Source organism: Ruminococcus hominis (genome assembly GCF_014287355.1).
Taxonomy (GTDB): domain Bacteria; phylum Bacillota; class Clostridia; order Lachnospirales; family Lachnospiraceae; genus Schaedlerella; species Schaedlerella hominis.
Map to the genome: position 1 here is coordinate 2,543,631 of NZ_JACOPE010000001.1, position 14,260 is coordinate 2,557,890.

Below are 14,260 nucleotides of genomic sequence, written 5' to 3' on the forward strand. Positions count from 1 at the left end.
GACTTGTACTAAGTATAAACTTTATTAAATAATTATGAAATTGAATATCTTACTAAAAAAGGTTAAAAATTTCCTATTTGGAAATTTTTAACCTTTTTTTGAATACAATTTACCTTATTGTCCCGAGAACGGATAAAGCAATCTTTGATTTTCTTCTTCATACATATTGTCTCTGGTAATAAGTTTACAGCCGGAATCAAGTGTTTTTTCTACTGTTTTCCCTTCTAACAGGGCAATTGTCTGTTCCACCCCCATATACCCCATATTAAATGGTTTCTGAATGATAATTCCATCAAAAACCCCTTCTTCCAAAAGTTGAATTTCTTCTACCGAATTATCAAAGGCAACCATTTTAATCTTTTTTTCCATCCCCATATCCTTTATTGCTCTTGCAGTTCCCACTGCTGCATATTCATTTGTTCCAATAAGCAACCGAATATCCGGATTTTTCATCAACATTGTTTTGGTCTGACTGTATGCTTTTTCATATGAAGAATCGCAATACAAAATATCTACAATATTCGCTTTGTAATTTTCAAGACCGTCTCTTATTCCATTTTCACGCTCTATCTCTGTAGATGTTCCTTTTACATGCCCCATGATGCCAATTTTTATGTCCTCATCAATCAACGTCTTTGCATATTTCCCTAATTCTTTACCAGCTTTATAATTATCTGTAGAGACTTCGCAGTCAGCAATATCATTTTCTGTAGTAGAATCAATATAGATCAAGGTAATTCCAGCATCCTTCACTTTCTGAAGCACATCATGCAGCAATGAATAATCCGCCGGTGCAACCAGAATTGCATCCGGATTTTTCTGAATACTTTCTTCAATTGTTTTTATCTGTGTCTCGACATCATCTTCTGAACGGCCACCCACAACTTCAATCTCTGCTCCAAACTCTTCTGCTCCCAGTTCTGCACCTTTTATAAGTGCCGTCCAGAAATCATTTGCAGAATCTATCGTCTTAGGGACAAAAATCAAATGATATGTCTTTTCCTTTTCCTGCTCTTCCTGCACCTGGATTCCGAAAGTTACCAGAATAGTCGCAAGAAGTATAAACAACACTATCCTGGTTCCTACTTTTCTACTCATCTGTCTACTCATGGTTTTCTCCTCCGTCTAACGGAATTGTAACTGTCGCCACTGTTCCTTCCCCTTGTCTGCTGATATATGAAATCCCATATTCCGGTCCATAATATAATTGCAGTCTTTTTTGTACATTTGGCACACCTACACCATTTGATTTTGGCTTTTTCTCTTTTTTCTGTTTTTCATCAAAAATATATTTCAAAGTTTCTTCGTCCATGCCTACGCCATCATCTGTAATTGTAATATATCCTTTTTTGCCCCTTACATATCCGTGTATGCTGATTTTTCCTTTTGTATCTTTATATTTTAATCCATGGTAAATCGCATTTTCTACCAATGGCTGAATTGCAAATTTTATAATGGACACACCACATATTTCAGGATCCACATCAATTGTATATTCCAGTTTATCTTTGTAGCGCATTTTCTGAATGGTCAGATAACTTTGCACATAATTTATTTCCTCTTCTACTCTTACTTGTTCTTTGTCATTACTGATACTTTGTCGTAATAATTTAGCCAGAGCTGAAGTCATCAGTACTACATCATCATTTTGTCCGGCTTCCGCCATCCATATGATTGAATCTAACGTATTATATAAGAAATGAGGATTGATCTGTGCCTGCAAAGCTTTCATTTCACTTTTTCGTTTTTCTTTCTGTGCGGCAACATTTTGCTCCATCAACTCCTGGATTCGTTTTGTCATCACATTAAATGATTTCGTCAAGCTTCCAATTTCATTCATTGTTGTCACTTCTACATTTGCCTGTTGAAATTTTCCTTCTTCGACTTTGCTCATCGAATCACGTAAAAGTAAAATTGGTCGTGTGATTTCTTTTGACAACAAACTTGAAATCACAATAACTGCCAACAATAGTATTGCAGCGACCATAATGTAATTCAACTGTGTCTGTTTGCTGTTTTTCAACAATTCCTTTGTATCCATTGCCCCAACAACCGTCCAACCGGTTTTTGTTGATTTGGACATTGTATACAGTTTATTTTCTCCATCACGCTTTATTTCCAGATAATCTGCTTTACAATCCATGATTTCCCGAATATTCTCTACCATCAGTCCGCCATACATCAACTGCTGCTTTGGATGATAGATTATATTTCCATCTTCATCTAAAATAAAAATATAACCTTTTTCTCCAATATTATTTTTATTACACAGATCACTAATTGCACTATAGTTCAAATCCATGAAGAAAACGCCTTCTCGTTTTCCTGATTGATTATTCACCAATGCACGGCTTAGCGTGATAACCCATTTATAACTTGTAGGAATTGCATTCTGCACATGTGAAGATGACACAGCAATTCCACTTTTAGATTGCATTGCCTCCTGATACCAATCCAATGACTGCACATCTATATAGTCTGTCAGGCTTCCGTCTTCATCATTTACAAGATATTTTCCATTTTCTGCCACTGCTGCAACATTCGAAATATCATTTCTACTTTCCTTGATTGTTGCAAACTGTGTTAAGATACGTTTTTTCTCTTCCTCAAACTCTTCTTCTGTTTGATGTTCATCAAAGAAATATTTTGCTACGTCTGTACTTTTTGCCATCAATGAAGACGTATTCTCCATGTAGTCGATATAATTGTCTATATCTGAATTTACCTGTTTGATGATCTGTGTAGAATAATCAATCGAATTTTCATAAATTGTTTTCTTTGTAGAATTCATAGCAATCACCAAAAAGATAACTACCGCGATTACCATTAACACAGAAAACGAAACTAGCATCGTATTCTGAATACTTTTGAATCTTCCGAAAAATGTTCTGGAATGTTCTTTTTGCTTTCTCATGATTTTCTTCCTTTAGCATATTCTTTCGGTGACATCCCTGTTGCCTTCTTGAAGGCAATACCAAAATAGTGTGGATCACTAAAACCAACTTTTTCTGCAATTTCGTAATTTTTCATCGTTGTCTTTTGTAGCATTTGTTTTGCTTTTTCCATTCGGACACTTGTCAATACTTCCAGAAATGTTTTTCCAGTCTCTTCTTTAAAGATTGTACTGAATCTGCTTGTACTAATATTTAAATATTCGCATACACTGTTCAAACTCAAATCGGGATTTCCGTAATTATCTTTTATATACTCCATTGCCTGTGCTGCTTGTCTTTCTCCGCTGGTCTGGCATGCTTCCTGTACTGCTTTTAATCCGGATAGTGCATATTCTTTTGTAATCTCCATTGCCTGATCCAGATTTCTTGCCTCTGTAATACTTGTAAGAACAGAATCCGGTAACACAAATGATTCCTGCGTTTCATGCCCCACCTCGTATACAATCTGTAAAACATGCTGAAGATATGCAATTGACTTTCTTCTATTAATATAGCCTGTTTTCAACCAGCTTCTCATGTGTTCCATAGCATCGTCCAGGACTTCTCTATCTCCCCCTCTGATAGCTATAGCAATATCACGATAATCCATCTCTAATTCCATGGAATTTTCTTTTTGTTTTTCCTCTTCACAGTCAAACATGATTCCAGAACCTTTGGTATATCGATATTGAAGCATTTCGCTTGCACTCTCGTATGATTTGGAAAGCTCCTCAAGTGAGTCCACATAGCATCCCATTCCCATGGAAATGCTCAGCTGCATAGCAGAATATACATTTTTCTGAATATCCTTGCATATTTCAACAATTTCTTTTCTAAATTCCTGCGGGCGGTTTGTCCAAAGTAATAAACACACTCTATTATCTGCATCACGAAATGCAATTCCGGCATTATACTCTGAAATAATCTCACTGCTTATATTTTCTACAACAAATGCCATCAATGCACTTTCTTTTTTCTGCTCTGGATTTATCTCATATAATCCTGAATAAACATCGATATCTATCACAACTGTTCTGTATGAACTTCCACTGATTTCAATATCAAATTCTTTCAACTCATCCAGACTTCTTTTTACTTCCTGCGTTCCTTTTACAAGACGAGACAATATTCTGGAAATAATCACCGCTTCATTTTTTGTATAACTATGATACACTTTCGTCAACTGATCGATTTTTTTCTCTTCTTTTCTTTTGGAATCCAGCTTTTCACGAATCCGAATCAAAACCTCTGACAGTTCTTTCGCTGTTACCGGCTTTAATATATACTCTGACACTTTATATTGTATTGCCTGTTTTGCATATTCAAAATCGCTATAACCACTGAAAATAATAATTGCCGTCTGAGGACAATTTTCGCTTAAATATTTGCTCAGTCCCATTCCATCTATGTACGGCATACAAATATCTGTCAGCACAACATCAACCGGTTGATTTTTCACAAATTCAATGGCATCTTTTCCATTTTCACAGTCTCCGACCAGCTCATACCCCAATTCATTCCATTCTATTTTTTTGCTGATTGCTTCTCTGACAAGTATCTCATCATCTACCAGTAATACTTTATACACATTTTTCTCCTCCGTGTAATTTACTCTTTACGAGATTAATATTCTCTCAAAAATCTGTTATTAGTATACCTCAATTTACAACAAAAAACCACAATCAGATGCTAAGCAATTGTGCTTTTTTACAGAATTTTCATTATCAAAAAAGACCGCATAAGCGGTCTTTTCGAAAAGGGATTTTTTATGTTTTAATTATTTACACAGTTTTTTGAATTCGTCTGCTACAAACTGAACCTTTGTACCAACAACAACCTGTACTGCATTCTTTCCAGGTCTGATTACTCCTGCAACACCTGCAGATTTAATCTTTTTCTCATCAACTGCTGTATAATCTTTGATTTCCAGACGAAGTCTTGTAATACAGTTATCAATAGATGTAACGTTTTCTTTTCCGCCAACACCTTCTAAGATAATTTTAGCAACTTCTGTATAATCATTGTTTGCCAAAGTTACTTTTGTTTCATCTGTATCGTCATCATCGTCTTCTCTACCTGGTGTTTTCAGATCGAATTTTGTAATTGCAAATCTAAATACAACGTAGAATACGATAAATGCTGCGATTCCAAGAGGAATGATCAACCATGTTTTCTGTGCTGCTGGAAGTGATGCTGAGAACAGAAGGTCTGTTGCTCCAGCTGAGAATGAGAATCCTGCACGGAATCCAAGTAATGTAGTAATGACTGTAAAGATACCATATAACAATGCATATACTACATAAAGTCCAGGAGCAAGGAACATAAATCCAAACTCGAATGGCTTTGTAACACCACAAACAAATGCACAAAGTGCTGCTGATGCTACAAGACCGATTGCAACTTTTTTCTTGTTATCTTTAGCACACTGAATCATTGCCAATGCTGCTCCAGGGATACCAAACATCATACATGGGAAGAATCCTGACATGTACATTCCAAGGCTCCAGTTAACATCTGCTGATGTTTCTCCAGCCCAGAAGTGTGTCAAATCTCCAAGTCCGATTGTGTCGAACCAGAATACGTTGTTCAATGCATGGTGCAATCCTGTTGGGATTAATAATCTGTTCAAGAATGCGTAGATACCAGCTCCGATAGCTCCCATACCTGCAATTCCTTTACCAACTGAAATCAACAGTCCAAAGAGAATTGGCCATACGAACAATAATACTACTGATACAACAATTGAAACCACACCAGCTACGATTGCAACGCAACGTTTTCCACTGAAGAATGAAAGCCAATCTGGTAATTTTGTGTTTTTAAATTTGTTGTAACATGTAGATCCGATAACACCTGCAAGGATACCGATAAATGGGTTTGCGATTTTATCGAATGCTAATGTTTTGTCTACATTATCTGCAATTGAAGGGAACAGAGTTGTTACAAAACCTGTACTTAATAATGTTGTGATCATTAACCATGATGCAAGTGCTGCAAGACCACCTGTACCATCATTATCTTCTGACATACCAACACCAACACCAATTACAAATAACAGTGCCATGTTATCAATTAATGCTCCACCTGCTTTTACCAAAAAGATACCTACTAATGGTCCAAAACCTGTGATATCTCCACCCTGCATACTAGCTGGACATAAGAGATATCCAATACCCATCAGGATACCACAAATTGGAAGACATGCTACAGGCAGCATTAAAGCTTTTCCTAATTTCTGTAAATACTTCATACCTTTACCTCCTCTAAATCACTCTCGTCTGTAAATCCCTTTATTTATTTTAACCCGGACATTACCAGGCAAAATACATTGATTAAGTTGTTTTTTCTGATATTCTGTGCTTTCTTTGAATATCGTTTACTATTTTTCAGTGATAATGATTACATCGTCTCCAGCCTGTACATCTTTTCCGTCCAGACCATTTACTGCGGCATAATCATCTGTATTGCAAATCAGCATTGGTGTGATTGTATCATAACCTGCTGCTTTTACCTTGTCTAAGTCGACTTCCAAAAGTAAATCACCTTTTTTTACAGTATCGCCTGCTTTCACATAACCTTTAAAACCTTCTCCATTCATCTTTACTGTATCAAGTCCGATATGGATAAGTATCTCAACACCTTCTTTTGTAGTCAAACTAACTGCATGGAGCGTATTAAACACCATTCCGATCGTTCCGTCTGCCGGAGCGTATATCTTACTGTCTTCAGGGCAAATTGCTATTCCCTGTCCAAGCATTCCTTCACTAAATGTTGGATCGTTCACACTTGAAAGCGGTACTGCCTTTCCTTTTACTGGTGAACCGATAATCAATTCCAACTGCTTTTTCTTTTTTAAAAAATCAAACATGTTCTTAGCCTCCTTATTTTTCCACCGCAGTAACTCTGCGAATATGAACTGATAAATACATAACTTCCTCGTCTGAAAGTGTACATCCTGTTGCTTCTTTTATATATGCTGCAACTTTCTCGCTGCAGTTATACTCTTTGGGATACTTTCGCTGCATCATCTGTGCTAAGTCTTTATCTTCACTGGAAAGTAATTCCTTACGATAAATTCTCTGAAGCAAAAACTTCACATGTGTAACAAATCGTTCGTAATGCAATGATCCTTCATCTAATTCCAGCCCCAGCTCTTGTTCCACGATCCTCACAATATCATTCATCTGATTAGGAAATTTTAATGCATCATGAATATCGGTTCCATACTCAGCATTTACAAAATGCAGTGCTATAAAGCCTGCTTCATCCTCTGGTAATTTAATCCCCAGTCTTTCATGTATCAGCTGTAATGCATATGTTCCAAGTTGAAACTCATGTGAATAAAATCGTTTAATCTCCCACAATAACGCATTCTCCGGTTCGATTCCCTGGCTTACTCTCTCAATTGCAAAATTAATGTGATCAGTTAAAGTCACATATATACTCTGATTTAATTTTAACTTCAATTGATCTTTTGCATAAGCAATAATCTCTGCTGAAATCTCCACACGCTCTAACGGCATATCGGCGAGCAATTCTTTTAATTGTTCAGCAAGTGTTTTGCTTTTCATTCTGAATATCTTTTCCACTTGCTCACTCGGTACAGTCTGTCCTGGTTTCTTCTTAAAACCAATCCCTCTGCCCATCACAACAACTTCTGTCCCCGACTCCTCAAACGCAGAAATTATATTATTATTGATCACTTTATCAATTATAATTTCTCCCATATTATTCCTTTTCTATTACATAAAAAAAGCCAGAACTACAGACTGAGACCCTCAGCCATAAATTCTGGTTTTGCCTGCCTTACAGTAACAATCCTCATAACTTCAATTGATATTGTTATTATAACAAATTCTCTTTTTATCGTCAAGCATTCGTTTATTTTTTGTTAATAATGTTTATATTTCTTTTAGTTTATTGGTAATTCTGCTGATTAATTATTTTTTGTTTCAAAATGTTTTTCATGCAATATTAACATTTTAATGTACTTTGACATATCTCACCAAAAAAGGTATACTTTTTATAAAAATAAATGTAGGGAGGTATTTTTATGCTGATTCAAAGTAAAAAAGTTTGGATTGCGGATCAGTTTGTACCAGCAGTGATTGAAATCCATGAAGGTAAAATCACCGATGTTCTTCCATATGAAAGCAGAACACCTGATGTTGACTACGGGGACAAGCGCATTGTACCGGGTTTCCTCGATATTCATTGTCATGGTGCTTTCAAATTTGACACCAATGATGCAAACGAAGAAGGTCTTCGTAACTGGAGCAAACATATTGTTTCTGAAGGAGTAACTGCATTTCTTGCTACAACGATTACTCAAAGTGAAGAAGTCTTAACTAACGCAGTTGCTAATGTTGCTAAAGTTATGGAGGAAGGATATGAGGGTGCTGAAATCCTTGGCATTCACTTCGAGGGACCTTATCTTGATATGAAATATAAAGGAGCACAGCCGGAGCAATTTATCGCAAAACCAACAATTGAACAGTTTGAAAGATATCAGGCTGCCGCCAAAGGACACATCAAATATGTTACTATGGCTACCGAAACTGATGAAGATTTTACCTTGACACGTTATCTGGCTTCACATGGCGTAGTTGTCAGCATCGGGCATTCTGCTGCAACTTATGAACAGGCAGTCATGGCATACGCACATGGTGCACGTTCTATGACACATGTATACAACGGCATGAGTCCGTTCACTCATCGCGCGAATGGTCTTGTAGGTGCAGCTTACCGTCTTCGTACTATGTATGGTGAGATTATCTGTGATGGTAATCACTCTACTCCTGCCGCCTTAAATAATTACTTTATGTCTAAAGGACCTGATTATGCGATCATGATATCCGACGCATTAATGGCAAAAGGAACACCTGTAGGAAGTAAATTTATTTTCGGTGGAAATGAAATTGAGATTTATCCTGATGGAAGTGCGCATCTGACCGAAAGTGGTACACTTGCCGGTTCTACACTGAGATTAAACGAGGGACTTCGCATACTTGTCGAAGAGGCGCTTGTTCCATTCAACTATGCGATCAACTCTTGTACTATCAATCCAGCGCGTTGTCTCGGCGTTGATGACCGAAAAGGTGCTATCGGAGTCGGAAAAGACGCTGATCTGGTTGTGTTGGATTCAGACTATAGCGTTTTACAAACCTATTGCATGGGAAATGCCAAACTTTAAGTATTAATATATTCTATTCAAGTCGAACAGTCGCGAGACTTGGCGCGTGATTCTGGTCAGCGAAGCTGACATATTCCTATCAGAATCACTGCGCATCCTCGCGGAGCGTTTATCTCAGTCGGAGATTGAACTCCCACTGAGACAAATTTGCTGTTACTCACCACCTGAAGAGGTGGGAGTCTTCTCGACTGAGATAAAAAAATGAGGTGAAACCCAAGTAAGTTTCACCTCATTTTTATTGGAATATATTTCTTACCACAATTTCTGATACATTTTCACAACGTCTTCCTTAGTTGGAACACGTGGATTTGTAGCTGTACATGCATCTGCAAGTGCTGCATCTGCCATACGATCAATTGCGTTAAAATATTCTTCTTTTGAAATTGTTCCCATCTGTGAAATTGACAGCGGAATATCCATTTCTTTCAACATAAACTGTACCCAGTTTACAAGTGAACGAACAGTCATAATTTTGTTATAACTGCTAAGTCCCAAAATCTGAGCAACTGTAGCATAACGTTTTACAGCCGGCAGATATTCTTTCTGGCTCTTGCTGTGTTTGTTAATATCACTGTTAAATTCAATAATATGTGGAAGCAGCATTGCATTCGCACGTCCATGTGGAATATGGAATGTTGCTCCTAACTGATGTGCCATACCATGATTTAATCCAAGCGAAGCTGTGTTAAAAGCAAGTCCTGCCAGACAAGATGCAGAATGCATCTTCTGACGTGCATGTGTATCATTTCCATCAAGATAAGCTCTCAATAAAAATACGCCACAAATTTCAATTGCCTTCTCAGCCAAAGCGTTCGTAAAATCACTTCTATTTGTACTTACGCATGCCTCTAATGCATGTGTAAATACATCCATACCTGTATCTGCTGTAATTGCCGGTGGCACACTCTTTACTAATTCTGCATCCAGAATTGCTTCATCCGGTGTTAAGTGTTCAGATACAAGCGGATATTTCATTTTTTCTTTTGGATCAGAAACTACGGCAAAAGATGTAACCTCAGAACCTGTTCCACTCGTTGTTGGTATTGCGATCAATCCAACTTCAGCATATGGTTCTACTCGCAATGCAAACTCGCGGATAGATTTTGATGAGTCAATTGCTGAACCTCCACCGACTGCAACAAGTACATCCGGTTTGTATTCCAGCATCTTTTTAACACCTTCTGAAATCTTCTCAATCGGAGGATCTGGAACAACATCTTTAAAAATCTCAAATTCTTTATTTGCACGTTTAAGCGGATCTGTTACCAAATTGAACATACTGCTCTGTGCCATAAATGGATCTGTGATAATCAACACTTTGTTGTACGGGATCTCTGCCAATCTATCTAAAGCCTGATCTCCAAAAAATACTTTTGTCTTTATTTCAAAGCTTCTCATACTATTCTTCCTCTATTCGGGATAAATACATTCAATTCCATACTCTTTAAATGCCTGAAGCCAAACTTCGTCTGGTTTCGCATCTGTAACTACCATACTAATATCTTCTAATGTACCAATCTCTGTAAATGCTGTCTTTCCAAACTTTGAACTATCTACAGCAAGAACTTTTTCTCTTCCTGCGTGTAGCATCGTTTTCTTATTGTTTGCATGAAGTTCCTCTGTATCTGTCAGCCCTGTCTCGAGATCAAATCCTTTTGCTGAAACAATTGCCATATCCACATGATAAGAATTTAACATCTTATCAGTCTGCGGACCTACCAGTGCAAATGATCCTTCTCTCATTGCTCCACCTGTTGACAATACATTAACATTAGGTGTATCGAACATTTCTATCAAAATCTCGATTGAATTTGTTATCAATGTCAGATTCTTTCTCTCTTTCAATGCTTTTGCAATATATACAGCTGTTGAACTCGCATCAAGCATAATACTGGTGCCATCTTTAATTCTGGAACTGATCACTTCCGCAATTTTCTGTTTGCTGATCACATTCCTCTTTTTACGGATATTAAATGGCAAATCTACATTTGCATTTTCATTAATTACTGCTCCGCCATAACTTTTTATCGCGAATCCATCGTTCTCAAGCTTTTCCAGATCTCTTCGAATCGTTTCCTCCGATACCTTATAAATCTGACTCAACTCACTTACGACTACCCGACGTTCAGCCTGCAGTTTTTCTAAAATAGCATTTCTTCTCTCTATTGCAAGCATCCCTTTGCCTCCCGGTCATTTTTTTGAGTTATGTAACTGTTTGGCACTTACACAACAAACTGTGTATCGCAGCACCAAACAGCCACTGGATCTCTATTTATTCAACTACAGAATCGCATTGCGAATCTGTGCATCTGGATGTGCAATAACAGAAGAATCAAGGAACATTCCATCCTCTGCTACTACGCTTTTAGCACGTTCGATCGCTGCTTCTACAGCTGCCACCTCGCCTGTGAGCATCATGTATGACTTACCACACATACCTCTTGCGATTCTAAGCTCAACCAAATCAACAATTGCTGTTTTTGCAGCTTCATCTGCTGCTACAATAATCGATGTAGCATCATATGTTTCTACAATACCAAGTGCGGATACATCCTCAATTGCTGTGGCACCATAGATTGCCGGAAAAATGGATTCGTGTGGGTTACCGAGCACAAAACTGTTGATCAAGTATCTTCCGTGCAGATTCTTTGCATTATCAACTGCTGCACGAACAGCACTCAGATCTCCTGAAATGATTACGATATATTTTCCCGGACATACGGTCTGTGCTTCAATGATATCGACTTCTGAGGTCTTTACCATAGCATCTGCTGCCACAACACCTGAAGCAACAGTCTTATATTCTACCATTCCAATTGCCTTACTCATTTACCTGCACGTCCTTCCTGAGTTTCTATAATTACATACTTGTCAGTAACTTCACTGACAACTCCATCTATAGATGCGTGGATTCCAACGCTCAATCCCTTAGCTGGTTCTGCAATCATCTGTCCTTTTGTTACTTTGTCGCCCTGTTTTACAATTGCTGCTGCCGGAGCACCAATATGCTGGCTCAGCATAATTTTAACTTTTGAAACAGGCACTACAGACTCATCAAGCGGAGCCTCTTTATTGTATTTTGTCAGATCCAGTCTCGCCATCAGACGTTCCATAGGAACTTTACGGTATTCACGTTCCGGTCCAACCGGTTTTGCTTCTACCTGTGGCGGTCTGAGTCCATTTGCTCTTAAGCCAGCCTTATATTCTGCCATCAATGTTCTTGGTGATAATCCCTGCATGCAAGAATACATCTCGCAAAGACCACAAGAAGAACAGAACATTGTATTTACAAAAATATTCGGTTCCTGAACATCTTTACATGTAGCAGCACGCATAAATAAATGTGGCTGGATTGGATGTCCCAGTCTGTTTCTTGGACAAAGATCTGTACACATTGAACACTGACAGCAACAAGCTGCTGCACGTTTCAGATCGATACTCGTTTTCTTTCTCTTTTTCTGAATGATCAAATGCTCTTCTGGAAGAACCAGTACTGCATTTGTTGTTTTTGTTACAGGAAGTGAACCGCTTCCAATGAATCCCATCATTGGTCCTCCAATAAAGTATACTGGATTCTTTGTTGTAATTCCCCCTGCAAGTTTTACTGTTTCTTCGATTGTAGTTCCAATCGGAACTCTGACTGTTACCGGGTGATCTACCTCGGCAACAACAGATACCAGTTTATCTACAACCGGAGTACTTTGATTAATTGCTCTATATGCATTGTATACGGTCTCTACATTAAATACGGCAACTCCCTGTTCAATCGGAAGTCCTCCCGGACGTACCACTTTCTTTGTAACTTCATAGATCAAAACAACTTCATCACCGGCTGGATACACTTCATCCAGCAGTCCCAGTCTTACTTCCGGGTATGCTCCGATTACACCATTCAGTGCATCGATAGTCTTTGTATAAGCTTTTTTGATACCAATTACGAGTTCTTTTGCACCAACTGCCTGACCAATCAAATGAAATGTCTCAACAATCTCCTGTGCATATTTTTCCAGTAATTGTCTATGTAATCTCAGTAGTGGTTCACACTCTGCACAGTTAAGAATCAATGTCTCAGCATTTTCATTTAACTTTGCGTATGTAGGGAATCCGGCACCACCTGCACCAACAATACCATTTTGTTGCAATATGTTGCTTAATTCTTTCATATCCATCATTTTCACTACTCCAGTCCTGTTCCGTCATCAATAATTCCAACGATTGCAGCATCGATAGGTGCGTCCTCCATATCAGTTCCTACTCTGGCTGCACTTCCCTGTGCCACCAATACATAGTCTCCAATCCCGGCACCAATCTTGTCGATCGCAATGATCTGATCAGCTCCTCCGGTCTGTACATGCTGCTTCAACACTTCTACAATCATGAATTTATTTCCAACTAATCTTTCGCATTTCCGTGTTGATACAACACTGCCTTTCACTTTTCCTATCAGCATAATCTTCTCCTCTTGCAACCTGTAAGAAATCTATTTGATAATTCTTACTGTATCTCCTGTCGCAATCTTCGCTGCATTCGCTTCATCTGTATCGATATGCATCTCAAGTGTAAAGCTGTCATCTACACGAATCTGTACATTGTTAAATGTTGTTCCGCGTTCATTATCTGCTTTAACCGAAACGATATCTCCATCATGTACACCTGCTGCCATTGCATCTTGTGGTGCCATATGAATATGTCTTTTGGCTACAATACATCCTTCATTCAGGTAAATCGCACCTTTTGGTCCAACTACCGCAATTGCAGCGGATCCTGCAATATTACCGGACTCTCTTATTGGAGCTTTTACTCCGAGACGAAGTGCATCTGTAGCAGAAATCTCTACCTGTGATTTACTTCTGACCGGTCCCAGGATTCTAACATTCTCGATTGCTCTAAGCTTCAGACCAACAATTGTGACTGTCTCATTTGATGCAAATTGTCCGCCCATAAGCCCTTTTTTCTTTGTAAGCTGGTATCCTTCTCCAAACAAAGCCTCTACATGCTCCTGTGTCAGATGGATATGTCTTGCAGACACACCAACCGGAACCACATAACCATTTTCAGAAGAAGCTTCCTGTTTCTGAATTGACTCCAGCACCATTCTTGTGATTAATTCTATACTTTGATTATCCATAATACG

At 38.2% G+C, this 14,260-nt stretch carries 13 protein-coding genes; 1 reads left to right on the forward strand and 12 read right to left on the reverse strand.

What is annotated here, in order from left to right:
• Positions 1-114: 114 nt before the first annotated feature.
• From H8S40_RS11290 to licT, 6 genes are all read right to left on the reverse strand, one after another.
• Complete coding sequence (locus H8S40_RS11290; RefSeq protein WP_186865255.1) at positions 115-1,110, reverse strand: substrate-binding domain-containing protein; 996 nt, start codon at positions 1,108-1,110, stop codon at positions 115-117.
• The gene (locus H8S40_RS11295; protein WP_118688749.1) at positions 1,103-2,914 is read right to left on the reverse strand and encodes a cache domain-containing sensor histidine kinase; all 1,812 of its coding nucleotides are present in this window, start codon (positions 2,912-2,914) and stop codon (positions 1,103-1,105) included. Before H8S40_RS11295 ends, H8S40_RS11290 begins: the two co-directional genes overlap by 8 nt.
• The gene (locus H8S40_RS11300) at positions 2,911-4,521 is read right to left on the reverse strand and encodes a response regulator (RefSeq protein WP_186865256.1); all 1,611 of its coding nucleotides are present in this window, start codon (positions 4,519-4,521) and stop codon (positions 2,911-2,913) included. Before H8S40_RS11300 ends, H8S40_RS11295 begins: the two co-directional genes overlap by 4 nt.
• 189 nt (positions 4,522-4,710) lie before the next feature.
• Positions 4,711-6,183, reverse strand: a complete 1,473-nt coding sequence (locus tag H8S40_RS11305) for a PTS transporter subunit EIIC (RefSeq protein ID WP_186865257.1) — start codon at positions 6,181-6,183, stop codon at positions 4,711-4,713.
• Positions 6,184-6,312: 129 nt separating this feature from the next.
• Entirely contained in the window at positions 6,313-6,801 is a 489-nt protein-coding gene (locus H8S40_RS11310; protein WP_117990390.1) for a PTS sugar transporter subunit IIA, read from the reverse strand.
• A gap of 13 nt (positions 6,802-6,814) precedes the next feature.
• A complete protein-coding gene (gene licT, locus H8S40_RS11315; protein WP_207723263.1) occupies positions 6,815-7,660 on the reverse strand; it encodes a BglG family transcription antiterminator LicT in 846 nt (281 codons plus the stop codon).
• Positions 7,661-7,986: 326 nt separating this feature from the next.
• On the opposite strand from licT, the gene nagA reads away from it, so the two are divergent.
• Positions 7,987-9,126, forward strand: coding sequence for an N-acetylglucosamine-6-phosphate deacetylase (gene nagA, locus H8S40_RS11320; RefSeq protein WP_118724205.1), 1,140 nt, complete (start codon positions 7,987-7,989; stop codon positions 9,124-9,126).
• A 252-nt stretch (positions 9,127-9,378) separates the two neighbouring features.
• Here the strand turns inward: nagA and H8S40_RS11325 are convergent, their stop codons facing one another.
• From H8S40_RS11325 to pduL, 6 genes are all read right to left on the reverse strand, one after another.
• Positions 9,379-10,524: a 1-propanol dehydrogenase PduQ gene (locus tag H8S40_RS11325; protein ID WP_186865258.1), complete on the reverse strand. Its 1,146-nt coding sequence runs from the start codon at positions 10,522-10,524 to the stop codon at positions 9,379-9,381.
• A gap of 12 nt (positions 10,525-10,536) precedes the next feature.
• Positions 10,537-11,301: a DeoR/GlpR family DNA-binding transcription regulator gene (locus tag H8S40_RS11330; RefSeq protein ID WP_117990393.1), complete on the reverse strand. Its 765-nt coding sequence runs from the start codon at positions 11,299-11,301 to the stop codon at positions 10,537-10,539.
• Between the two features lie 105 nt (positions 11,302-11,406).
• Positions 11,407-11,955 (reverse strand): BMC domain-containing protein, encoded by a 549-nt coding sequence (locus H8S40_RS11335; protein ID WP_117990394.1) that lies wholly within the window; start codon positions 11,953-11,955, stop codon positions 11,407-11,409.
• Complete coding sequence (locus tag H8S40_RS11340; RefSeq protein WP_366482490.1) at positions 11,952-13,298, reverse strand: 4Fe-4S dicluster domain-containing protein; 1,347 nt, start codon at positions 13,296-13,298, stop codon at positions 11,952-11,954. The genes H8S40_RS11335 and H8S40_RS11340 overlap by 4 nt, the downstream gene beginning before the upstream one ends.
• A 5-nt stretch (positions 13,299-13,303) precedes the next feature.
• On the reverse strand, positions 13,304-13,576 hold the full coding sequence (locus tag H8S40_RS11345) for a EutN/CcmL family microcompartment protein (protein WP_022075385.1): 273 nt from the start codon (positions 13,574-13,576) through the stop codon (positions 13,304-13,306).
• A gap of 30 nt (positions 13,577-13,606) precedes the next feature.
• Entirely contained in the window at positions 13,607-14,254 is a 648-nt protein-coding gene (gene pduL, locus H8S40_RS11350; RefSeq protein WP_022075384.1) for a phosphate propanoyltransferase, read from the reverse strand.
• Between the last annotated feature and the right edge of the window lie 6 nt (positions 14,255-14,260).

Excerpts from the sequence above, each read along its gene's own strand:
- H8S40_RS11325 (WP_186865258.1), bottom strand. The coding sequence starts at position 10,524 with ATGAGAAGCTTTGAAATAAAGACAAAAGTATTTTTTGGAGATCAGGCT.
- H8S40_RS11340 (WP_366482490.1), bottom strand. The coding sequence starts at position 13,298 with ATGATGGATATGAAAGAATTAAGCAACATATTGCAACAAAATGGTATT.
- H8S40_RS11335 (WP_117990394.1), bottom strand. The coding sequence starts at position 11,955 with ATGAGTAAGGCAATTGGAATGGTAGAATATAAGACTGTTGCTTCAGGT.
- H8S40_RS11310 (WP_117990390.1), bottom strand. The coding sequence starts at position 6,801 with ATGTTTGATTTTTTAAAAAAGAAAAAGCAGTTGGAATTGATTATCGGT.
- licT (WP_207723263.1), bottom strand. The coding sequence starts at position 7,660 with ATGGGAGAAATTATAATTGATAAAGTGATCAATAATAATATAATTTCT.
- H8S40_RS11330 (WP_117990393.1), bottom strand. The coding sequence starts at position 11,301 with ATGCTTGCAATAGAGAGAAGAAATGCTATTTTAGAAAAACTGCAGGCT.
- H8S40_RS11345 (WP_022075385.1), bottom strand. The coding sequence starts at position 13,576 with ATGCTGATAGGAAAAGTGAAAGGCAGTGTTGTATCAACACGGAAATGC.
- H8S40_RS11290 (WP_186865255.1), bottom strand. The coding sequence starts at position 1,110 with ATGAGTAGACAGATGAGTAGAAAAGTAGGAACCAGGATAGTGTTGTTT.
- H8S40_RS11295 (WP_118688749.1), bottom strand. The coding sequence starts at position 2,914 with ATGAGAAAGCAAAAAGAACATTCCAGAACATTTTTCGGAAGATTCAAA.
- nagA (WP_118724205.1), top strand. The coding sequence starts at position 7,987 with ATGCTGATTCAAAGTAAAAAAGTTTGGATTGCGGATCAGTTTGTACCA.
- H8S40_RS11305 (WP_186865257.1), bottom strand. The coding sequence starts at position 6,183 with ATGAAGTATTTACAGAAATTAGGAAAAGCTTTAATGCTGCCTGTAGCA.
- pduL (WP_022075384.1), bottom strand. The coding sequence starts at position 14,254 with ATGGATAATCAAAGTATAGAATTAATCACAAGAATGGTGCTGGAGTCA.